General features: G+C 64.8%; 19 protein-coding genes and 2 tRNA genes. 14 read left to right on the forward strand and 7 right to left on the reverse strand.

Going from position 1 to position 21,046, the window contains the following annotated elements; all coding sequences use genetic code 11:
- Nucleotides 1-38 precede the first annotated feature (38 nt).
- On the forward strand, nt 39-1,052 hold the full coding sequence (gene ilvC / locus ACRVY7_RS16320; RefSeq protein ID WP_049698397.1) for a ketol-acid reductoisomerase: 1,014 nt from the start codon (nt 39-41) through the stop codon (nt 1,050-1,052).
- Between the two features lie 189 nt (nt 1,053-1,241).
- Here ilvC and ACRVY7_RS16325 read toward each other — a convergent pair whose 3' ends face one another.
- Nucleotides 1,242-1,904, reverse strand: coding sequence for a chymotrypsin family serine protease (locus ACRVY7_RS16325; RefSeq protein WP_049698396.1), 663 nt, complete (start codon nt 1,902-1,904; stop codon nt 1,242-1,244).
- A gap of 344 nt (nt 1,905-2,248) precedes the next feature.
- Here ACRVY7_RS16325 and serA point away from each other — a divergent pair, with 344 nt between their 5' ends.
- The 4 genes from serA (at nt 2,249) to ACRVY7_RS16345 (ending at nt 6,440) form a co-directional block, all read left to right on the forward strand.
- The gene (serA, locus tag ACRVY7_RS16330; RefSeq protein ID WP_431817794.1) at nt 2,249-3,844 is read left to right on the forward strand and encodes a phosphoglycerate dehydrogenase; all 1,596 of its coding nucleotides are present in this window, start codon (nt 2,249-2,251) and stop codon (nt 3,842-3,844) included.
- Nucleotides 3,841-4,851, forward strand: coding sequence for a 3-isopropylmalate dehydrogenase (locus tag ACRVY7_RS16335; RefSeq protein WP_049698394.1), 1,011 nt, complete (start codon nt 3,841-3,843; stop codon nt 4,849-4,851). Before serA ends, ACRVY7_RS16335 begins: the two co-directional genes overlap by 4 nt.
- Before the next feature lie 249 nt (nt 4,852-5,100).
- Nucleotides 5,101-5,451 (forward strand): GntR family transcriptional regulator, encoded by a 351-nt coding sequence (locus tag ACRVY7_RS16340; RefSeq protein WP_431817795.1) that lies wholly within the window; start codon nt 5,101-5,103, stop codon nt 5,449-5,451.
- On the forward strand, nt 5,448-6,440 hold the full coding sequence (locus ACRVY7_RS16345; RefSeq protein ID WP_431817796.1) for a hypothetical protein: 993 nt from the start codon (nt 5,448-5,450) through the stop codon (nt 6,438-6,440). Before ACRVY7_RS16340 ends, ACRVY7_RS16345 begins: the two co-directional genes overlap by 4 nt.
- Before the next feature lie 33 nt (nt 6,441-6,473).
- On the opposite strand, the gene ACRVY7_RS16350 is transcribed toward ACRVY7_RS16345, so the two are convergent.
- A complete protein-coding gene (locus tag ACRVY7_RS16350; protein ID WP_431817797.1) occupies nt 6,474-7,691 on the reverse strand; it encodes an MFS transporter in 1,218 nt (405 codons plus the stop codon).
- A gap of 169 nt (nt 7,692-7,860) precedes the next feature.
- On the opposite strand from ACRVY7_RS16350, the gene ACRVY7_RS16355 reads away from it, so the two are divergent.
- The 5 genes from ACRVY7_RS16355 (at nt 7,861) to ACRVY7_RS16375 (ending at nt 11,257) form a co-directional block, all read left to right on the forward strand.
- Nucleotides 7,861-8,634: a fumarylacetoacetate hydrolase family protein gene (locus tag ACRVY7_RS16355; protein WP_431817798.1), complete on the forward strand. Its 774-nt coding sequence runs from the start codon at nt 7,861-7,863 to the stop codon at nt 8,632-8,634.
- Complete coding sequence (locus tag ACRVY7_RS16360) at nt 8,631-9,455, forward strand: alpha/beta fold hydrolase (RefSeq protein WP_431817799.1); 825 nt, start codon at nt 8,631-8,633, stop codon at nt 9,453-9,455. Before ACRVY7_RS16355 ends, ACRVY7_RS16360 begins: the two co-directional genes overlap by 4 nt.
- Before the next feature lie 43 nt (nt 9,456-9,498).
- Nucleotides 9,499-10,977, forward strand: coding sequence for a glutamate--tRNA ligase (gene gltX / locus ACRVY7_RS16365; protein ID WP_431817800.1), 1,479 nt, complete (start codon nt 9,499-9,501; stop codon nt 10,975-10,977).
- An 85-nt stretch (nt 10,978-11,062) separates the two neighbouring features.
- Nucleotides 11,063-11,134: transfer RNA gene (locus ACRVY7_RS16370), tRNA-Gln, on the forward strand.
- A 50-nt stretch (nt 11,135-11,184) separates the two neighbouring features.
- Nucleotides 11,185-11,257: transfer RNA gene (locus ACRVY7_RS16375), tRNA-Glu, on the forward strand.
- 120 nt (nt 11,258-11,377) lie between these two features.
- Here the strand turns inward: ACRVY7_RS16375 and ACRVY7_RS16380 are convergent.
- Together ACRVY7_RS16380 and ACRVY7_RS16385 are read right to left on the reverse strand one after the other, a co-directional pair.
- Nucleotides 11,378-11,896, reverse strand: coding sequence for a pyridoxamine 5'-phosphate oxidase family protein (locus ACRVY7_RS16380; RefSeq protein WP_431817801.1), 519 nt, complete (start codon nt 11,894-11,896; stop codon nt 11,378-11,380).
- An 18-nt stretch (nt 11,897-11,914) separates the two neighbouring features.
- Nucleotides 11,915-12,652 (reverse strand): IclR family transcriptional regulator, encoded by a 738-nt coding sequence (locus ACRVY7_RS16385; protein WP_049698386.1) that lies wholly within the window; start codon nt 12,650-12,652, stop codon nt 11,915-11,917.
- Nucleotides 12,653-12,766: 114 nt separating this feature from the next.
- On the opposite strand from ACRVY7_RS16385, the gene leuC reads away from it, so the two are divergent.
- From leuC to ACRVY7_RS16400, 3 genes are all read left to right on the forward strand, one after another.
- Complete coding sequence (gene leuC, locus ACRVY7_RS16390) at nt 12,767-14,194, forward strand: 3-isopropylmalate dehydratase large subunit (RefSeq protein ID WP_049698614.1); 1,428 nt, start codon at nt 12,767-12,769, stop codon at nt 14,192-14,194.
- A 70-nt stretch (nt 14,195-14,264) separates the two neighbouring features.
- Nucleotides 14,265-14,858 carry a 3-isopropylmalate dehydratase small subunit gene (gene leuD, locus ACRVY7_RS16395; RefSeq protein ID WP_049698385.1) on the forward strand — a complete coding sequence of 198 codons (594 nt, stop codon included), beginning with the start codon at nt 14,265-14,267 and terminating at the stop codon, nt 14,856-14,858.
- A 176-nt stretch (nt 14,859-15,034) separates the two neighbouring features.
- A complete protein-coding gene (locus ACRVY7_RS16400) occupies nt 15,035-15,685 on the forward strand; it encodes an HU family DNA-binding protein (RefSeq protein WP_049698384.1) in 651 nt (216 codons plus the stop codon).
- Between the two features lie 97 nt (nt 15,686-15,782).
- Here ACRVY7_RS16400 and ACRVY7_RS16405 read toward each other — a convergent pair whose 3' ends face one another.
- The 3 genes from ACRVY7_RS16405 to cofC are packed head-to-tail and all read right to left on the reverse strand — an operon-like array spanning nt 15,783 to nt 19,860.
- The gene (locus tag ACRVY7_RS16405; protein ID WP_049698383.1) at nt 15,783-16,697 is read right to left on the reverse strand and encodes an NUDIX hydrolase; all 915 of its coding nucleotides are present in this window, start codon (nt 16,695-16,697) and stop codon (nt 15,783-15,785) included.
- A 45-nt stretch (nt 16,698-16,742) separates the two neighbouring features.
- Complete coding sequence (locus ACRVY7_RS16410) at nt 16,743-18,941, reverse strand: RNA degradosome polyphosphate kinase (RefSeq protein WP_431817802.1); 2,199 nt, start codon at nt 18,939-18,941, stop codon at nt 16,743-16,745.
- A 7-nt stretch (nt 18,942-18,948) separates the two neighbouring features.
- On the reverse strand, nt 18,949-19,860 hold the full coding sequence (cofC, locus tag ACRVY7_RS16415) for a 2-phospho-L-lactate guanylyltransferase (protein WP_431817803.1): 912 nt from the start codon (nt 19,858-19,860) through the stop codon (nt 18,949-18,951).
- 137 nt (nt 19,861-19,997) lie between these two features.
- On the opposite strand from cofC, the gene ACRVY7_RS16420 reads away from it, so the two are divergent.
- Nucleotides 19,998-21,011 carry an NAD(P)H-dependent glycerol-3-phosphate dehydrogenase gene (locus ACRVY7_RS16420; RefSeq protein ID WP_049698380.1) on the forward strand — a complete coding sequence of 338 codons (1,014 nt, stop codon included), beginning with the start codon at nt 19,998-20,000 and terminating at the stop codon, nt 21,009-21,011.
- Nucleotides 21,012-21,046: the final 35 nt, after the last annotated feature.

Below are 21,046 nucleotides of genomic sequence, written 5' to 3' on the forward strand. Positions count from 1 at the left end.
CGACTGGGGCACAAGTAGATATCGAAGGGAATCCAACTGTGGCGATCGAATTGTTCTATGACGACGATGCCGATCTGTCGATCATCCAGGGCCGCAAGGTTGCTGTGATCGGCTACGGCAGCCAGGGCCACGCGCACTCGCTGTCGCTGCGCGACTCCGGCGTCGACGTGGCGATCGGCCTGCGTGAGGGCTCCAAGTCGCGCGAGAAGGCGCAAGAGCAGGGCCTCAAGGTCATGTCGAACGCCGAGGCCGCCGAGTGGGCCGACGTCATCATGCTGCTCGCACCCGACACCTCGCAGGCCAAGATCTTCACCGAGGACATCGAGCCGAACCTCAAGGACGGCGACGCGCTGTTCTTCGGCCACGGCCTCAACATCCACTTCGGCCTGATCAAGGCTCCGGAGAACGTCACCGTCGCGATGGTTGCCCCGAAGGGCCCCGGCCACCTCGTGCGTCGTCAGTTCGTCGACGGCAAGGGCGTTCCCGCCCTCATCGCCGTCGACCAGGACCCCAAGGGTGAGGGACAGGCGCTCGCACTGTCGTACGCCTCGGCCATCGGTGGTGGCCGCGCCGGTGTCATCAAGACGACCTTCAAGGAAGAGACCGAGACCGATCTCTTCGGTGAGCAGGCTGTGCTCTGCGGTGGCACCGAGGAACTGATCAAGACCGGCTTCGAGGTCATGGTCGAGGCGGGCTACGCACCCGAGATGGCCTACTTCGAGGTGCTGCACGAGCTCAAGCTCATAGTCGACCTGATCTACGAAGGTGGCATCGCCCGCATGAACTACTCGGTGTCCGACACCGCCGAGTTCGGTGGCTACCTGTCGGGCCCGCGCGTCATCGACGCCGACACCAAGGACCGCATGCGCGCCATCCTCTCCGACATCCAGGACGGCACCTTCGTCAAGCGCCTCGTCGCCAACGTCGAGGGCGGCAACAAGGAGCTCGAGGATCTGCGTAAGAAGAACGCCGAGCACCCGATCGAGGTCACCGGCAAGAAGCTGCGCGACCTGATGAGCTGGGTGGATCGTCCGATCACCGAAACCGCCTGATAACCAAGCACTCAGCGCCGGCCCGGTTCCCGTCAGGGAGCCGGGCCGGTGTCGTTATGCGGGTGTCGTTGTGCGGGTGCGCGTCGGCGGTGGTGCTCGGCGTCGACCTGAAGTCGTTCACGCGAAAACGCAACACCCCGAGGCAAATTGCTTGCCTCGGGGTGTTGCGTCGGTTCTGGGGTCAGTCGATCAGATCAGCGAGAAACCCTTGTACCGGGTCGATTTCACGTAATCGAGCACGGGGCCGATGTTCGTTCCGGTCTCCGGTCCGATGCAGCCGACGAAGTAGTACGCGTTGACCATGCCGACGAGCCGGTCGCCGACAACCACGGGGCTGCCCGAATCGCCTTCGATGACGCAGATCTGTGAGAAGTGAGCGTCACCGTCGGAGAACCACGCGATGCCGCAGGTGTTACCGGTGGTGCGACCCTGCTTGCACGCGATGGTGGGGAAGCTGAGGGGCGTGGGGTCGATGCGGTTGATCGTCACACCGTTGACGGTGCGCAGCGGTACGACGCGGCTCCTGTCGAACTCGATGATCGCCACGTCTTCTTTGGGATCCGAATAGGTGATGGTGCCCGCCTGGCCGCGGCTCTGGAACGTCTCGGAGACCACCTTTTGTCCCGGCTTGCCACAGTGGCCCGCGGTGATACCGATCAACTCGCCGGTCTTGGCGTTGCCGATCGTGGTGAGGGTGCAGGCGGCCGCGCTGTTGCCTCCCTTGAGGACCAGGATTCCCGAGCCGCCGCCGAGATAGATTTTTGCCGGGGCAGCAGTGGCGCTACCGGACCCCCAGCCGGCAAGCAATACCGCTGCGAGAACAGCCAGCATCGCTGTCAGCTTCCTCATCATTCACATGCTCCACTCTTGTTAACACCGGTCCCGCCTGAGCGGCGGGTCATGCACACCGTAACGGTCAGCGGCCAAGACGATCTGCACATGGAATCCAGATGCGGTTGCTTTGCAACCTGCTCGTGATGACTCGTGTTGACGATCGCCAGCCGCGTAATGACGATCACAATGTACAGGTGTTTCCTGAGTAAGTGCTTCGACGACGCAGACCGGCTGTTCAGGCGCCTCGGACGCCCCTCTAAGCTGAGTCCCGTACGTCCTTGGCGCTTCGATCACGTCCCTCGACATGTCGACACGTCTTCGGCGTCTCGATTCCTGTGTAACCGATCTACGGAGAATTCACTGTGACCTCAGCTGGCAGTCCGGTCGTCCTGATCGCCGACAAACTGGCCCCCTCGACCGTGGAAGCGCTCGGCGATGGCGTCGAGGTGCGGTGGGTCGACGGCCCTGACCGTCCCAAGCTCCTCGAGGCAGTGGTCGACGCGGACGCAATCCTCGTGCGGTCCGCCACCACCGTCGACGAGGAGGTGCTCGAGGCGGGCAAGAACCTCAAGATCATCGCCCGCGCAGGCGTGGGTCTCGACAACGTCGACGTACCTGCCGCGACCGCGCGTGGCGTGATGGTTGTCAACGCCCCCACCTCCAACATCCACACCGCCGCCGAGCACGCGGTCTCCTTGCTGCTCTCGGCCGCCCGTCAGATCCCCGCCGCCGACGCGACCCTGCGTGAGCACACCTGGAAGCGTTCGTCGTTCAACGGCGTCGAGATCTTCGACAAGACGGTCGGCGTCGTCGGGCTCGGTCGCATCGGCCAGCTCGTCGCCGCGCGTCTCGCCGCGTTCGAGACGCACGTCATCGCTTACGACCCCTACGTCTCGCCCGCGCGTGCGGCGCAGCTGGGCATCGAATTGGTCAGCCTCGACGAACTGCTCGAGCGTGCCGACTTCGTCACCGTGCACCTGCCGAAGACGCCGGAGACCCTCGGGTTGATCGGCGCCGACCAGCTCGCGCGCACCAAGAAGGGCGTGATCATCGTCAACGCCGCCCGCGGTGGGCTCGTCGACGAGCAGGCTCTCGCCGACGCGATCACCTCGGGGCAGGTGCGTGCCGCGGGCCTCGACGTCTTCGCCACCGAGCCGTGCACCGATTCGCCGCTGTTCGAGCTGCCGCAGGTCGTCGTCACGCCGCACCTCGGTGCGTCGACCAGTGAGGCGCAGGATCGCGCAGGTACCGACGTCGCCAAGAGCGTGCGTCTCGCGCTGGCAGGTCACTTCGTTCCCGACGCGGTCAACATCACCGGTGGAGCCGTCGACGAAGAGGTCGCTCCGTGGCTGGAGATGTCGCGCAAGCTCGGCGTGCTGATCGGTGCCCTGAGCAGCGAACTGCCGTCGTCGATCGTCGTCGACGTTCGCGGTGAGCTCGCGTCGAGCAACGTCGACGTCCTCGCACTGTCTGCCCTTCGTGGACTCTTCTCCGCCGCACTCGACGAGCCCGTGACCTTCGTCAACGCGCCCACGGTTGCTGCCGAGCGTGGCGTGACCAGCGAGGTCGTCACCAACACCGAGAGCCCCAGCCACCGCAGCGTCGTCGACGTCAAGGCCGTGTACGCCGATGGCTCGGTGCAGAACGTCTCGGGTGCCGTCACAGAGCCGCGCCAGGTCGAGAAGATCGTCAACATCAACGGCCGCAACTTCGACCTGCGGGCCGAGGGCCTCAACCTGCTCGTCAGCTACGTCGACCAGCCCGGTTCGCTGGGCAAGATCGGTACGCTGCTCGGAAACGCGGGTATCGACATCCTCGCCGCGGCGCTCTCGCAGGACGCGGACGGCGGCGGCGCGACCATGATGCTGCGCGTGAGCACGAAGGTCGACGACGCCGTGGTCGCCGAGATCTCGAACGCTGTCGACTCCACTCTGATCGAGCAGGTGGATCTGTCATGAAACTCGCGGTCATCGCCGGAGATGGCATCGGCCCGGAGGTCATCTCCGAGGCACTCGGAGTTTTGACGACGCTCGTGCCCGACGTGGCGGTCACCGAGTACGACCTCGGTGCTCGTCGCTACCACCGCAACGGAGAACTGCTCACCGACGACGATCTGGCGTCGCTACGTGAGCACGACGCGATCCTCCTCGGCGCCATCGGCGATCCGTCGGTGCCCTCGGGAGTGCTCGAACGCGGCCTGCTGCTCAAGATGCGGTTCGCGCTCGACCATCACGTCAATCTGCGGCCGTCGCATCGCTTCCCGGGGGTGACCTCGCCGTTGGCGGGCGACCCGGACATCGACTTCGTCGTGGTCCGCGAGGGCACGGAGGGGCCGTACACCGGAAACGGTGGAGCGATCCGCGTCGACACCCCGCACGAGGTCGCGACCGAGGTCAGCGTCAACACCCGCTACGGGGTGGAACGAGTGGTGCGCAACGCCTTCGAGCGTGCGACCAACCGTCGTAAGCATCTGACGCTGGTCCACAAGACCAACGTGCTGACCTTCGCGGGATCGTTGTGGAGTCGCACCGTCGACGCCGTCGCCGCGGAGTACCCCGACGTGAGCGTCGACTACTGCCACGTCGACGCCGCGACGATCTACCTCGTGACCGATCCGGGCCGGTTCGACGTGATCGTCACCGACAACCTGTTCGGCGACATCATCACCGACATCGCGGCAGCGGTCAGCGGCGGCATCGGCCTGGCGGCGTCGGGCAACATCGACGCAACGGGCACCAACCCCTCGATGTTCGAGCCGGTGCACGGCAGCGCTCCCGACATCGCCGGGCAGCAGAAGGCCGACCCGACCGCGGCAATCCTGTCGGTGGCGCTCCTGCTTGATCACCTCGGATACGCCGACGAGGCGCGCCGCGTCGAAAAGGCCGTCGCCGACGATCTTCTCGACCGCGACGGCGCGACGCTGTCGACCGGCGAGATCGGCAAGCGCATCCTGGATCGTCTCTAGTCAGCTGTCCACTTCTCGGGCCGGAACCTTCGGGTTCCGGCCCGAGTCGTTTGTGGGCACTGGCTCAACCCCCGCAGATACTTTCACCCGCTACTTTCACCCGCAGAAAACGACCTCCCTCGGGACATCCGCATGTACCGGTACATACGAGCGACCCACGGGACGTAACTTTCTGCGCAGCGCAGCGCGCAGCAGATCGACCCGGCGACGATAGTTGTTCTATTTGAACTAGAACTATATGATTGGGGCGTGCTCATCCGCATCGATACCGCAGATCGCGCGCCGATCTTCACCCAGATCGCCGCGTCGGTACGTGGCGGCATCGCGCGGGGAGAGCTGACCCAGGGTGAGCGGCTTCCGTCCGCTCGCGACCTCGCTGCATCGCTCGACGTCAATATCCACACCGTGTTGCGCGCCTACCAGGAATTGCGCGACGAAGGACTGGTCGAGCTCCGCAGGGGCCGAGGTGCTGTGGTCTCCGGCGATGCGCCGCGCAATGCCGAACTCGCTGATGCGCTGGACCGACTCGTCGACGCGGCCCGCCGCCTCGGAGTCGGGCCAGCGGAACTGAACGTCGAAATCACCAGGAGGATGTCATGAACCATCCGTCGTCTCAACGCCGTTCGGGGAGGGTGGCAGCCGTCCTGTTGGGCACGCTGCCGTCGATCGCGGTGCTCGCCGTCGCGCTGGTGCTCTTGCGGATCTGGTGTGCGGAGCTGCCGAAAGAGATTGCTACGCATTGGAACTCACACGGAGTCGACGGCACGATGAGTGTGATCGGCGTCGTCGCCTCCGTGGTGGTGATTGCGGTTCTCGGCGCGGTTCTCGGAGGTGCGGCAGGATGGTTCATACGTGACGGTAGGCTGCTACGACTGGCGCTCGCACTCGTCAACGGACTGACCGTGTTCATGGTGCTCGGGATCGTGGGTAGCGTTGGCTCCCAACGCGGTACCGCCACGGTGTACGAGATCGGTATTCCGGCAATCGAACTCGCCGTCGCGGGAGTGATCGGACTGGTCGTGGGTCTGATCACCGCTGCGCTGGTGCGCCCGACCCAGCAGGCAGCACCTGTGCCGGTCGGCGAACTACCCATGGCCGAACTCGCAGTGGGAGAGCGCTTTTTGTGGCAGCGTCGGGTATCGACGTCGGCGGGTTCGCTGGTCGTCCTCGGCCTTGTGCTGGTGTCGATCGTCATGCTCGCGGTGCTCCTGCGGGAGCCATGGTTGTTGCTGCCGGGTGTCATCGCCGCGTTGGCCGGCGCGATCCTGTGGTCTGCCCGCGTGACTGTTGATCGGGAGCGAATCGCCGTGCGAGGCGTTGTCGGATGGCCTCGGATGACCGTCCCGATGAGTGACGTCGTGCGCGCTGAGGTCACTCAGGTCAAAGCGTTGCGCGACTTCGGTGGTTACGGCGAGCGGCTCTGTGTGCATGGGCGGTTGCGTGGGGTACGCGGGATCGTCCTGCGGTCAGGCCCGGCTCTGTTGATCACTCGAACCGACGGAAGCCGTCAACTCGTCGTCGTTCCCGATGCGCAGCAGGCCGCAGGGTTGGTGAATGCGAGTCTCGCGCAGGCATCCTCGCATCGATGAGTGTCTCACCCGGTGGTGAAATGTGTCGCGCAGTCAGGCGACCAACTCCTCTTGCGGCACTGCGTCTTTCGGGATGAGTGGGGTCGCCACGGCGGGAGCGACAGCGCTGACGAGAAAGGCGAGCGGAAATCCTGCGGCGCCGATCAGAAGTCCGAAGAGGGGTGTGGTCGCCGCCGTTGCCAGGTACTGGGCGGTGTTCTGAATAGCGAGTCCGCGGCCACTCCACTGCGGCCCTGCATATTCGGCGATCGCGGTGAATGCGAGACCGTTGTCGGCAACCGTGATCACCGAGGCAATCATCATCAATGCGGGCGCCAACGGCGTGTGCAGCCAGTCGGTGACGGCGAGCAGCGCCATCGCCGCCGCCGCGCCGAGCGCTATCAGCCGAATCGGCCGCATCCGTGACAACCAGGCATCCGACCAGCGACCGGCCGCGATCCTGCCCAACGCGCCGATCACCTGGGTTATCGTCACCAAAATGCCCGCTGCGGCGGGTGACCAGTGCCGCGCGACGATCAGCCAGGTCGGTACGAATGTCCACAGCATCTGCTGCGGGATCACCAACAAGACGCTGACCGCGTGGACCCGCGCCAGAAACCAGCTCTCGCGGTAGGGGTTTCGACGTTGCGCTGCGGCGGTGGCGCCGGTTGTCGACGGTGTGGGCGGATCGATCACACCGAACACGACGGCAGCCAAACCGATTGCGGTCACCACAGCGGGCACCGCCAGCGCGGCCGCGACGGAGTGTCGTGCGGCGATCACTGGCATCGTCAGTGCGCAGACGCCGATGCCGAGCGGCTGTGCCATTTGCCTGATTCCCATTGCCGTGCCACGCAATTCGGGAGGAAACCATCCGACGACGATGCGTCCGCTCGCGCCGTTGGCCGCACCGGAACCCACTCCGGCGATGAACAGACAGGCCGCGATCGCGACGTACGACGCCTGGGCGGCCGCGGTGATTGCGGCAGCGGATGTGCCGACAAGGGTGACGGAGACCGAGATCAGCAGGATCGTCCGCTCGCCGTATCGATCGAGCAGCGTGCCCCAGCCGACGATCGCGATCATGAGGCCGATCGTCGGGATCGTGGCCAGCACAGAGGCCTGGGCGAGCGACATGCCCTGCTGGGTGTGTAGCGCGGGGATGAGGTAGGCGACACCTCCCACGACAACAGCAGTCGTCATCGCGGCGATGAGCGAGCACGCGAGCATGGTCCAGCGCCTGGTGTTGGTGATGGTGGACGTGGTCGTCATCGCGGACCTCCCTCGGGTGTGTCCTGGCAGCGGTGGCCAGGTGGCGTCGTCGCGCATCTCGAAGCTCTCAAATAATGAGATGCAGAGTTCACATTCTAAGACTGATGCGACGTCGGCTCAATTTCACGTCCCACAGAGTGGACGCGATGTGTGCGCTAGTGTTCTAGGTATGCGTCTTGGCCGAATTGCGAGTCCTGATGGTGTGGCTTTCGTCTCGATCGAAGAGTCAGGTGGCTCCTCGATCGCCAAGGAAATCGCCGAACATCCCTTTGGTACACCGACGTTCACGGGCAGATCGTGGCCTTTGGCCGACGTTCGATTGCTGGCGCCGATCCTCGCGTCCAAGGTGATCTGCGTCGGGAAGAACTACGCGGCACACGCCGCCGAAATGGGCTCGGAAGCGCCGGAGAGTCCTGTGATCTTCCTCAAACCCAACACCTCCATCGTCGGACCCGAGGTGCCGATCGTGCGTCCGCCGTCGTCGGAACGTGTCGACTTCGAGGGCGAACTCGCGGTCGTGATCGGACGCCCGTGCAAGGACGTGAAGGCTGCCGACGCCGCCTCTGCGATCCTCGGCTACACCGTCGCCAACGATGTGACCGCGCGCGATCAGCAGAAGATCGACGGCCAATGGACGCGCGCCAAGGGGTATGACACCTTCTGCCCGCTCGGACCCTGGATCGAGACCACGTTCGACCCGTCCGACGCTGCGATCACCACCGAGCTCGACGGCGAGGTACGTCAACGCAGTCGCACGTCGCTGATGCTTCACGACGTCGGCGCACTGGTGGAATGGGTCTCACGCGTGATGACTCTGCTCCCGGGCGACGTGATACTCACCGGAACTCCCGAGGGAATCGGTCCGATGGTTGCCGGACAACGTGTTTCGGTCACGGTCGAGGGCATCGGCACCTTGAGCAATCCGGTGGTCGACAAGCCGTGAGTGGATCGGGCGTCGCACGCGTCAACGGAATAGAGATCGCCTACGAGCGCACGGGGACGGGTCCCGCCGTCGTGATGGTGATGGGCAGCGGCGGCCCCGGGCGGGTGTGGAAGGCCAATCAGGTTCCCGCGCTTGTGAAAGCGGGGTACGAGGTCGTCACATTCGACAATCGCGGGATCGCGCCATCGTCGGAGTGTGCCGACGGCTTCACCCTCGACGACATGGTCGCCGACACCGCGAGCCTGATCGCATCGCTCGGCATTGCACCGGCATTCGTCGTCGGAACCTCTCTCGGCGCACGGATCACGCAGGAGCTGGCGCTTGCGCGACCGGATCTCGTCCGCGGCGCGGTGATGATGGCGACCTATGGGCGCACCACCGTTCTGCAGGAGACCTTCTCGGTGGGCGAGCGTGCGCTCTACGACAACGGGGTCGAGCTGCCGCCCGAGTACGAGGCGGCGATCACTGCCGAACTGAACCTCTCGGCACACACACTCGCCGACGATCGCACGACCCGCGACTGGCTCGACGTCATGATGTTCTCGCAGCAGAAGATGACGCCCGGTATGCGTGCGCAACTCGGAATCCACACGAACGAGCCCAACCGACTCGACGCGTACCGACGCATCGCCGTCCCGTCGCTGGTCGTCGGATTCAGCGACGACAGACGGCTTCCTGTCGAGCTCGCTCGCGAAGTGGCCGACGCGATCCCGACAGCGGAGTATGCGCAGGTCGAGAAGGCCGGGCATTTCGGATATCTCGAGCAGCCGGCCGAGGTGAATCGACTGCTGGTCGACTTCCTCGGTCGCCACCGCGACTGAGCAGGCGGTCGGCGGTCGGTACCCATTCGATACGCTGACCTCCATGAGCAGCGCGCAGGGAGTCCGTGTCCGTTTCTGTCCGTCGCCGACGGGCACACCGCACGTCGGAATGGTGCGGACCGCGCTGTTCAACTTCGCCCAGGCGCGTCATGACAAGGGCACCTTCGTCTTCCGGATCGAAGACACCGACGCCGCGCGCGACAGCCAGGAATCCTACGACGCCATCCTCGAGTCCCTGCGCTGGCTCGGGCTCGACTGGGACGAGGGCCCGGAGGTCGGGGGCCCGTACGCGCCTTATCGACAGTCGGAGCGTCGCGGCATCCACCAGGACGTCGTCAAGCAACTCCTCGACGCGGGTGAGGCCTACGAGGCGTTCTCGACGCCCGAGGAGGTCGAGGCTCGCCACCGCGCGGCAGGGCGTGACCCCAAGCTCGGTTACGACAACTTCGACCGCGACCTCACCGACGAACAGCGTGAGGCCTATCGCGCAGAGGGACGCAAAGCTGTTGTCCGCCTTCCGATGCCCGACCACGACATCACCTGGAACGATCTCGTACGCGGGCCGACGACCATCAAGGCCGGCACCGTTCCCGACTTCGCACTCACCCGCGCCAACGGCGACCCGCTCTACACACTCGTCAATCCCGTCGACGACGCGATGATGAAGATCACCCACGTGCTGCGCGGTGAAGACCTTTTCTCGTCGACGCCCCGTCAGATCGCGCTGTATGAGGCGCTCATCCGAATCGGAGTCGCCGAGCGCGTCCCGGAATTCGGGCATCTGCCATTCGTGATGGGGGAGGGCAACAAAAAGCTCTCCAAGCGCGACCCGCAGTCGAACCTCTTCCACCATCGCGACCGCGGGTTCCTCCCGGAGGGTCTGCTCAACTACCTCGCCCTGCTCGGGTGGGGCTATTCCCACGAGACCGACGTGTTCACGCTCGAGCAGATGATCGACAAATTCGACGTCCGCGACGTGAACTCCAACCCGGCACGCTTCGATCAGAAGAAGGCCGACGCGATCAACGCGGAGCACATCCGCATGCTCGAACTCGACGACTTCGCGGCGAGGCTCAAGGCATACCTGGTCACCCAGGGATTGTTCACCGATCCGATCGACGACGAGCAGTTCGCCACGATCGCAGAACTGGTCCAGACCCGCATCCAGGTTCTCGGTGAGGCATGGCCGCTCATCTCGTTCCTCTACGTCAGCGATGACGAGTTCGCGATCGACGAGAAGTCGGCAGCAAAGAACCTCGGAGCCGACGCCGCGCCGGTCCTCGACGCCGCGATCTCGACGCTGTCCTCGCTTGCCGAGTGGAATACCGATGCCATCCAGGAAGCCCTGACGACCGCGCTCGTCGACGGACTCGAGCTCAAACCACGAAAGGCATTCGGACCCGTGCGGGTGGCGATCACCGGATCGCACATCAGCCCGCCGCTGTTCGAGTCGATGGAGTTGCTCGGACGCGACAAGAGCCTCGCGCGGCTCCGCTCGGCGGTGGGCCAGGTGGCCAGTTAGCGGGTCTGACCAGGCGATTTGTAGTAACCCGGTCGGCCTCTGCTAGGCTATCGCAGGTTGTTTTCCTCACGGAGAACGAGACCTTTGGGGTATGGTGTAATTGGCAACACAGCGGTTTCTGGTACCGCCATTCTAGGTTCGAGTCCTGGTACCCCAGCGAAAGCCGGGACACCAAACCCTGGCTTTTACAACTGAATATCGAGTCTTGGCCCCGTCGTCTAGCGGCCTAGGACGCCGCCCTCTCAAGGCGGTAGCGCGGGTTCGAATCCCGTCGGGGCTACAACAAAAAGTGCACCTCTCCTCGGAGAGGTGCACTTTTTCGTTGCCGCCCTTTATTGCGCACCATCGAGAGCGTCAATCGAAATGCGTCAATCAGAATGCGTCAATCAGAATGCGCCAGTCAGGCTGGTGAGGTCGATGAGGTGTCGACGACGGCCGTCGACCCGGCGACCGGCATCGGGTCGAGGCCCAGCTTCCGGTGATCCCAGGACCGAACGCGGGACGGGACGAGCCGCACGGCGACGCGCTTGTGCATCATCTGGTCGACGAAGGGCTTCATCTCGTCGGTGTAGGGGCCGGTGTATCGCTCCCAGACGCTCACGCCGATGCGGTGGCAATGGTCGGGATCGTCGTAGATCTCCGCATGTCCTTCAAATGCGACGCCGCGCAGAGTGTCGTAGGTGTCGCCGTCCTCGATGAGGACCGAACAGCGTGCGTCGCGGCCGAGGTTGACCGCCTTCTGCGACTTGGCCTTTGTCTCGAACCAGATCTCGCCGTCGATGACGCCGTACCACATGGCGACGAGGTGGATGCCGCCGTCGGCGCCGTGGGTCGCGAGAGTTGCTGTGCGACTGCGTTCGACGAAGTCGGTGATCTCGGCGTCGGACATGACGATCTGTTGACGTTGGTTTGTTCCCATGCCCAGACGCTAACCGAATCAGCCTCGCGCGGTTGGCACTAACCGTTTCTGGATGGCCTCGGCGGCGGCGAGGAGATCGGCCGCCCACCGCGCGCCCGGGCGTCGGCCCATGCGATCGATCGGCCCGGAGACCGAGATCGCCGCAACGACATCGCCGTTGGCGTCGCGCAGCGGTGCCGAGACGCTGGCGACACCCGCGGCTCGCTCGCCGGCGCTCTGCGCCCAGCCGCGTCGGCGGATCTCGTAGAGCGCACGTTCGCTGAAGACGCTGTCGTGCAGAAGTGCCCGCTGAGTCGACGGTTCGGCCCAGGCGAGCAGGACCTTGGCCGCCGAGCCGGCGCTCATCGGGAAGCGGGTGCCCACAGGTACGGTGTCGCGCAGTCCCGTTGGCGGTTCCATGGCTGCGATGCAGACGCGTTCGGAGCCTTCACGGCGATAGACCTGAACGGATTCGCCGGTGATCTCACGCAGTCGGGGGAGCACCATGAGTGCGGCCTCCTGGATGGGATCGTGCGCGCTCGACGCCAATTCGCCCAGAGCCGGCCCGGGGTACCACCGTCCGGCGGCGTTGCGTGCGAGCAGGCGATGCGTCTCCAGGCCGACTGCCAACCGATGGGCCGTTGCCCGTGGCAGGTTGGTGCGCTCGCAGAGCTCCGTGAGGTTGGCCGGAGCCTGCGCGACGGCCCGTAATACGATCACGGACTTGTCGAGGACACCGATTCCGCTCTGCGGTTCCGGTGCGCTATCCTTTCCCATAGGACGATACTAGCGGTCCACATCGTGAGATGCACGCGAGAGACGGCACAGCCCGCCGACCCTCGCCGCACCCCACCCGAAACCACAAGTGCTACAGCCAGAATGAGTGCAGTGATGACGAACAGCGCAAGTAAGCCTCGTACTCTCGCCGAGAAGGTGTGGGACGACCACGTCGTCGTACGCGGAGACGCGAACGGTGGCAACGACCCCGATCTGATCTTCATCGATCTCCACCTCGTTCACGAGGTCACGAGTCCGCAGGCATTCGAGGGTCTGCGGCTCGCGGGCAGGCCCGTCCACCGGCCGGACCTGACGATCGCGACCGAGGATCACAACGTGCCGACGGTCGACACAAACCTGCCCATCGCCGACCCGGTGTCGCGCACGCAGGTCGACACCCTGCGAAGCAACTGTGAAGAGTTCGGTATCCGCCTGCACCCCATGGGCGACAAGGAACAGGGCATCGTTCACGTCGTCGGTCCTCAGCTGGGACTGACCCAGCCCGGAATGACGGTTGTCTGCGGTGACAGCCACACGTCGACCCACGGTGCCTTCGGTGCCCTCGCAATGGGAATCGGGACATCGGAAGTCGAGCACGTACTCGCGACGCAGACGCTGTCGTTGCGACCATTTCGGACGATGGCCATCACTGTCGACGGCGAGTTGCCGCCCGGTGTCACGAGTAAGGATCTGATCCTGGCTGTTATCGCCAAAATCGGTACGGGTGGCGGACAGGGCTACGTGCTCGAGTATCGCGGTAGCGCCATCGAGAATCTCTCGATGGAAGCGCGGATGACGATCTGCAACATGTCGATCGAGGCGGGTGCGCGTGCGGGCATGATTGCTCCCGACGAGACCACCTTCGAATTCCTCAAGGGCCGTCCGAATGCTCCGAAGGGGGCGGATTGGGATGCGGCCGTCGAGTATTGGAAGTCATTGCGCACCGATGACGGCGCCGAATTCGACGAAGAAGTGCACATCGATGGCGCGTCGTTGAGTCCCTTCGTCACATGGGGTACGAATCCCGGCCAGGGAGCGCCACTCTCGGCTTCGGTCCCGGACCCGGCCGACTTCGGCGACGAGAACGCGGCCGGCGCCGCGTCGAAAGCCCTTGAGTACATGGACCTCACCCCGGGAACCCCGTTGCGCGAGATCAGCGTCGACACCGTCTTCGTCGGCTCGTGCACGAACGGTCGGATCGAGGATCTGCGTGCCGTCGCCGAGATCCTCGACGGTCGGACGGTCGCCGAAGGTGTTCGGATGCTTGTGGTCCCGGGCTCGATGCGGGTGCGTGCGCAGGCCGACGAGGAGGGTCTCGGCGAGATCTTCACCACGGCAGGCGCGGAGTGGCGTCAGGCCGGATGCTCGATGTGTCTTGGAATGAACCCAGATCAGCTCGCGCCCGGCGAGCGCTGCGCGTCGACGTCGAACCGCAACTTCGAAGGGCGACAAGGCAAGGGCGGCCGTACACATCTCGTGTCACCCGCCGTTGCCGCGGCAACGGCTGTGCGAGGCACGCTGTCGTCGCCCGCGGATCTGTGACGGGCGCGCGACGCGCCGTCTGACTCCGCCATCACCGAAGCCAACTCCCAGATCGCAAGAGGCACACACCATGGAACCGTTCATCACCCACACAGGCATCGGCGTTCCGCTGCGTCGAAGCAACGTCGACACCGACCAGATCATCCCCGCCGTCTACCTGAAGCGCGTGACCCGCACGGGTTTTGAGGACGGACTGTTCGCCGGCTGGCGGACCGACCCCGACTTCATCCTCAACGTCGAGCCCTGGAACCGCGGCTCGGTTCTGGTCGCGGGTCCCGACTTCGGCACCGGCTCGTCACGTGAGCACGCCGTCTGGGCACTGTCGGACTTCGGGTTTCGCGTCGTCATCTCGTCGCGGTTCGCAGACATCTTCCGCGGCAACGCCGGAAAGGCCGGCCTCGTCGCCGCGCAGGTCGAGCAATCCGACGTCGAACTGATCTGGAAGCGTCTCGAAGAGCAGCCGGGTCTCGAACTGACTGTGAGCCTCGAAGATCGGACCGTGACCGCGGGAGACCTCGTGGTGCCGTTGACAATTGATGACTACACGCGGTGGCGTCTGATGGAGGGCCTCGACGACATCGGCCTGACATTACGGCAGGTAGACGCGATTTCTGAGTATGAGCAGCGTCGCCCGTCATGGAAGCCGACAACATTGCCGCTCTGATTTAAGGCTCTGCATAAGCCTTTCCGCGATACCACGACGGAAGTGCCCGAAAGCGTGACGAATTGGTGACACGTCGCGCTAATTGGCGTGGAAGATGGAAGTTTTCGGCGTCGACGTTTACCGTGTGGTGGTAGCTGGCCTGATAAGAGGGCCAGATCGGCTTGCGGAGGTATCCAATGAACAAGGCAGAGCTCATCGATGAGCTGACAGTAAAACTCGACACGGATCGAAAGACCGCGACCCAGGCGGTCGAGCAGTTGGTCGATTCGATCGTGCGCGCAGTCAACAAGGGTGAGAGCGTCACCATCACCGGCTTCGGTGTCTTCGAGAAGCGTCGTCGCGCACCGCGCGTCGCGCGCAACCCGCGCACGGGTGAGACCGTGAAGGTCCGCGCGACATCGGTGCCCGCGTTCCGTCCCGGCGCTCAGTTCAAGGCAGTCGTCTCCGGCAAGCAGAAGCTCGCCTCGTCGGGTCCTGCCGTGAAGCGTGGCAGCGCGGCCACCACGGGCACTGCGGCCAAGAAGACCACTGCGGCAAAGAAGTCGACAGGTACCGCGGCGAAGAAGACCACCGCTGCGAAGAAGACGACGACCGCGGCCAAGAAGACCACGCCGGCCAAGAAGACCACCACCGCGGCGAAGAAGACCACCGCGGCAAAGAAGACCACGCCGGCCAAGAAGACCACCACCGCGGCGAAGAAGACCACCGCGGCAAAGAAGACCACGCCGGCCAAGAAGACCACCACCGCGGCCAAGAAGACCACGGCCACGCCGGCAAAGAAGACGACGGCCAAGAAGACAGCCGCCAAGAAGACCACCCGTCGCTGAGAGTCAGCAGCGTCGAGTACACACCCTCAACTCACCCCCGATGGCCTTCCCCCGTCGGGGGTGAGGTGTATCCGGACCGATTAACCCGTGTGACAGGTCATTCCACGTCGCGGTGGGGGAGTGGACTGTCGATATGGTCGGCGGCGACGAGCTTGCCCTGATGTGTCGACACCACCCACGCGCTCGCCTTGCGATTGCGCGCGGCAGGCAACGAGGCGCCGTCCTGTTTGCCCCACCACTCCATGAGGGGCGGAATCACCTTGCCCTGACTGCACACTGCGCGCACGACGGGTCCCGAGTCGGTCGCGAGGTCGACGATGCGTCGTTGCGCGGCAACGGGGTCGTCGCGAAAAGCCTCTTCTGACAGCGTCGATTCCATGATGATCGGCACCCCCAACGCACGCGCGGTCGGTGCAAGGGTTTGTTCGCACCTGGTCCGGTCGGCGCTGTGGATCTCGTTGGTACCGAACGCGGGAAGCATCACCGACAGCGCGTCGGCCTGTGCGCGTCCTTCGGCGTCGAGTGGACGCAGCCTGTCGTCGCCGTGATACCTGGAGCGACTGCCCGCCTTGGCGTGGCGAACCAGCACCAGTGTATCGAGATCGGCTGGGAGCCTTAAGAATTCACGTAGTACGCGGCGATCCTGCGAGTAGCTCAGAAGACGCTCGGCGGCGTCGACGCCGAGCCACTCCATCTCGTCGACTTCATGGTTCTCGACGAAATCTCCGCCGACGGCTCGAGCCGACCAGTAGCGCACGCGCTTTCGGCCGCTCGAGATGTTGTAGCTGACGTCGCGGAGATACCTGCCCACGCGTACGCGGTAGCCGGTCTCCTCGCCGATCTCGCGGACCGCGGTCATGACCAGTGTCTCGTCGGCTTCGATCTTCCCCTTGGGAAGCGTCCAGTCGTCGTAGCGAGGTCGATGGATCACACCGATCTCGACACTGTTGTTCTCCCGCGGCCGCCACAGCACGCCGCCAGCAGCCCAGATCGTCTTGTGTGTCTTAGACATTGCCTGTGATGTTAGTGGCCGAAGGTTACGAAAAGGGTGGCCTCGTCACATGCCCGCGTCGCGACGTCGGGTACGCCGCATCATCTGTCGCTGATGGTCGCGTACCTCCTCGCCCGCAGCGGGTGAGGCCCGCCAGCTACCGTCCGACTGCAGGACCCAGCATCGCGTGCGGGGGTCGAGTGCCGAATCGAAGATGTCGCCGAGTTCAGCGGTGAGTCGGTCGTCGCGCACCTGCACCATCACCTCGATGCGTCGATCGAGGTTGCGGTGCATCATGTCGGCGCTACCGATCCAATACTCATCCTGCGCCCCGAAGTGGAAGATGCGTGAGTGTTCGAGGAATTGGCCGAGGATCGAGCGCACATGAATGTTGTCGCTGACGCCCGGCATCCCGGGACGCAAGGCGCAGATTCCACGCACGACGATCTCTACCGGAACACCGTTCTGTGATGCGCGGTACAGGGCATCGATCACCTGCTCGTCGACGAGAGCGTTGGCCTTCAACCGAACTCGGGCGCGCGGATCGCCCTCGTGCTTGAGTTCGATCTCACGGTTGATGCGCTCGACGATGCCGGAACGAACCCCGGTGGGAGCGACCAGGATGTTGCGGTACTCGCGTTTGCGGGAGTAACCGGTGAGCGTGTTGAACAGGTCGGTCAGGTCGGCGCCGATGTCCGGTGCGGCAGTGAACAACCCGACGTCCTCGTAGAGCCGCGCGGTCTTCGGGTTGTAGTTGCCGGTGCCGATGTGGCAGTAGCGTCGGATCGACGATCCCTCACGACGCACCACAAGGCATGTCTTGCAGTGGGTTTTGAGTCCGACGAGGCCGTAGACGACGTGCACGCCTGCCTGCTCGAGCTGTCGCGCCCACTTGATGTTGGCCTGTTCGTCGAAGCGCGCCTTGATCTCGACGAGCGCAACGACCTGCTTGCCTGCCTCGGCAGCGTCGATGAGCGCGTTGACGATCGGCGAGTCGCCCGAGGTGCGATACAGGGTCTGCTTGATCGCGAGAACCTGCGGGTCGGCAGCGGCCTGTTCGATGAAGCGCTGCACGCTCGTCGAGAACGAATCGTAGGGGTGGTGGACGAGGACGTCGCCTTCGCGCAGCGTCGAGAACACACTCTTGGGTGTCTCCCGCTCGCCGAAGGCGGGATGCGTCGACGGAACGAACGGCGGGTCCTTGAGCTGTGGCCGGTCGAGTGAGCCGATCTCGAACAGCGACGCCAGGTCGAGCAGCCCGGGAACCTGGATGACGTCTGCGGGGTTGACGTCGAGTTCACGCAGGAGGAGTTCGAGCATGTGCTCGGTCATGTCGTCGGCGACCTCGAGTCGGACCGGCGAACCGAACCGGCGCCGTGCGAGTTCACGTTCGAGCGCCTGGAGCAGGTCTTCGTCGCGATCCTCTTCGACCTCGAAGTCTGCGTTGCGCGTGATGCGGAACGCGTGATGCTCCACGATCTCCATGCCGGGGAACAGATGTCCGAGATTGGCGGCGATCAGATTTTCCATCGGCAGGAAGATCGCGGTGCGATGTCCTTTTCCGTCTTTCTCTGTGCTCGGCGGCATCAGTCGATCGACACGGACGAACCGATTGACGTTGTCGGGCACCTTGACTCGCGCGAAGTGCTCGCCGCCTTCGCCCGCGTCGCGCACGGTGACAGCGAGGTTGAGGCTCAGTCCGCTGATGTAGGGGAAGGGGTGGGCGGGATCGACGGCGAGGGGCGTCAGCACCGGGAACACGTCATCGTGGAAGTACTCGACCATCCGGGCCTGCTGGGCCTCGGTGAGTTCCGACCACCCGACGACGTAGATGTCGTTGTCCGCCAAGGCAGGACGCACCGAGTCGAGAAACACTCTGGCGTGCCGGTCGGCAAGAGTCTGAGTGCGGCCGGCGATGCGCAGCAATTGTTCGCGTGGGGAGAGTCCGTCGGCTGAACGGACCGACAGGCCGGTTTCGTCACGGCGCTTGAGACCCGCGACGCGGACCATGAAGAACTCGTCGAGGTTCGACGCGAAGATGGCGAGGAACTTCGCGCGTTCGAGCAGCGGGATCGACGTGTCCTCGGCGAGGGCGAGGACACGCGAATTGAAGTCGAGCCAACTCAGCTCGCGATTGAGATATCTGTCCTCAGGAAGATCGGCTGACTCGCCCGGTTCGAGAGTTGCCGCGGGCGGCGCACCAGGAATCGCACTGATCGGTTGTGTTGAGACCTGAGTCGTCGTGGTGTCGTCGGCTGTGCTCACCGTTCAATCATGACGCATCGGACTGTTCGCCGACACCGCTGGCCGTCGCGCCGGGAATCCGGACATCTCCGAGTACCGACCTCGTGTGCTCGCCGACGCCGAGTCGCAGTGCTGCGATGAGATCGCCGACGGTGTCGACATCGGTGCGCACGTCGGGCCAGAGGAGATGCTCGGGGTCGAGTTCGACAACTCCCGCGGCACGGTGTGCCGCAGCCGAATCCGGCCCGAAACGCGGTAACTCGTGTGCCGTCATCGGCCGCAGCAGAAGCGACGTGCCGGTGCCCGCACGGTCGGTCACCATCGACTCGCCTCGTTCGACCGCGGCGTCGACGATCTCGCGCAGACTCGTCGGCTGCGCGGCGGGAAGGTCGGCCTGGACGATCAAGACCTGCCGATGCGCAGGCCACCTGGTCCGAGCCGTGGCGGCACCGAGCGCGTACGCGGCATTCAAGTCGCCTGCGACGTCGCTGGGCTCGTCGACGACGTGTGCCGCGAGCTGCTGCGCCCGCTCGCGAACACGGTGATCAGGGGTCACGACGACGACGTCGCGAATCCCCGCTTCGTGCAGGGTGGCGATGGTGTCGGCGAGCATGGCGAGCACGAACGCACCGGGGTCGGCGCGCAGGCGCTCGCGCTGGGCGGGCGAGAGCGTTGCCGGAGCACTGTCGGCAGCGATCTCCCTGCCGCTCGTCTGCCCGTCGCTCGTCTGCCCGTCATGCGCCGCGTCGTCGCTCATGGTGGAGACGAGGCGTGATTTGGCGTCGCCGAGGCGCTTGACCGCGAGGACCGCGACCATGGTGCCGAGCGTGCACTCGTCGCCGGAGTCGTCGCAGTGCTGACCGCGATCGGCGGGTCGCGGAGCGTCGGCAGGCATGCGTCGTCGCTCGTTCGGATGACCGCGTACACACGAGAGGGTCATGTAGACATGATGACCCATGCGGGAGAGCACGTGTGGATGCCCGGGGTGCTGGGCGCCGCAGGTTCTCGAATCGACCGGACGGGCATCATCGGCGGTCTACCCTTGACCGAAGCGATGTCGGGCGAATGAGGAGAGTTGTGCGGGCGGTTGTGATGGGTGCCGGGTCTTGGGGCACGGCGACGGCGAAGGTGCTCAGCGACGCGGGGACCGACACCACTCTGTGGTGTCGGCGAGAAGAACTCGCCGATCGGATCAACGAGTCGCACACGAATGCCGACTATTTGGCGGGAATCACCCTTCCCTCGAATCTCACGGCGTCGAGTGACATCGCGCACGCACTGACCGGCGCGGATCTCGTGGTGTGCGCTGTCCCGGCGCAGTCACTGCGCGACAACCTCTCCGACTGGCGTCCGCACCTGAGCGATGACGCCACATTGGTCTCGCTGGCCAAAGGCATCGAGACGTCGACGCTGATGCGGATGAGCGAGGTGATCGCGGAGGTCGCGGAGGTTCCCTCCGAACAGATCGCGGTGCTCACCGGGCCGAACCTCGCCCGTGAGGTCGCCGAGGGCCAGCCCGCGGCCACGGTGATCGCGTGCACAGACCTCTCACGTGCCGAGCAACTGCAGCAGATGTTCAACACCGGGTACTTCCGGCCCTACACCAACACCGACGTCATCGGGTGCGAGATCGGCGGGGCGGTCAAGAACGTCATCGCGCTCGCGTGCGGTATGGCCAGCGGCGTCGGATTCGGGCAGAACACCCTCGCGACGATCATCACGCGTGGCCTCGCGGAGACCATCAGACTCTCGAGCGCGGTCGGTGGGCAGATAGAGACCCTCGCCGGTCTCGCGGGTATCGGCGACCTCGTCGCAACCTGCTCGTCGCCACTGTCGCGCAATCGCACCTTCGGTGCTCATCTCGGGCAGGGGGCGACGATGGAAGAGGCGCAGGCTGCAGCGTCGGGTCAGGTCGCAGAGGGCGTGAAATCGTGTACGTCCGTCACGGCACTCGCCGAGAAGTACCAGGTCTCCATGCCACTCACCGAAGCGGTGAACAGTGTCTGTCACGACGGACTGCCCGTGGCGGACGCGGTCAGCTCATTGCTGGGTCGCAAGACCAAACCGGAGTTCCGTTCCGGCCACGCATAAGCCACTCGCGCTCGAGCCGCGCGAGAGGGGTTGCC

Origin of the sequence: Gordonia jacobaea, assembly GCF_965344965.1 — a bacterium.
GTDB lineage: Bacteria > Actinomycetota > Actinomycetes > Mycobacteriales > Mycobacteriaceae > Gordonia > Gordonia jacobaea.

Coding starts and splice junctions, on each gene's coding strand:
- ACRVY7_RS16325 (WP_049698396.1), bottom strand. CDS start 1,904: ATGATGAGGAAGCTGACAGCGATGCTGGCTGTTCTCGCAGCGGTATTG.
- ACRVY7_RS16335 (WP_049698394.1), top strand. CDS start 3,841: ATGAAACTCGCGGTCATCGCCGGAGATGGCATCGGCCCGGAGGTCATC.
- ACRVY7_RS16345 (WP_431817796.1), top strand. CDS start 5,448: ATGAACCATCCGTCGTCTCAACGCCGTTCGGGGAGGGTGGCAGCCGTC.
- ACRVY7_RS16350 (WP_431817797.1), bottom strand. CDS start 7,691: ATGACGACCACGTCCACCATCACCAACACCAGGCGCTGGACCATGCTC.
- ACRVY7_RS16355 (WP_431817798.1), top strand. CDS start 7,861: ATGCGTCTTGGCCGAATTGCGAGTCCTGATGGTGTGGCTTTCGTCTCG.
- gltX (WP_431817800.1), top strand. CDS start 9,499: ATGAGCAGCGCGCAGGGAGTCCGTGTCCGTTTCTGTCCGTCGCCGACG.
- ACRVY7_RS16380 (WP_431817801.1), bottom strand. CDS start 11,896: ATGGGAACAAACCAACGTCAACAGATCGTCATGTCCGACGCCGAGATC.
- ACRVY7_RS16385 (WP_049698386.1), bottom strand. CDS start 12,652: ATGGGAAAGGATAGCGCACCGGAACCGCAGAGCGGAATCGGTGTCCTC.
- leuC (WP_049698614.1), top strand. CDS start 12,767: ATGACGAACAGCGCAAGTAAGCCTCGTACTCTCGCCGAGAAGGTGTGG.
- leuD (WP_049698385.1), top strand. CDS start 14,265: ATGGAACCGTTCATCACCCACACAGGCATCGGCGTTCCGCTGCGTCGA.
- ACRVY7_RS16400 (WP_049698384.1), top strand. CDS start 15,035: ATGAACAAGGCAGAGCTCATCGATGAGCTGACAGTAAAACTCGACACG.
- ACRVY7_RS16405 (WP_049698383.1), bottom strand. CDS start 16,697: ATGTCTAAGACACACAAGACGATCTGGGCTGCTGGCGGCGTGCTGTGG.
- cofC (WP_431817803.1), bottom strand. CDS start 19,860: ATGACCCTCTCGTGTGTACGCGGTCATCCGAACGAGCGACGACGCATG.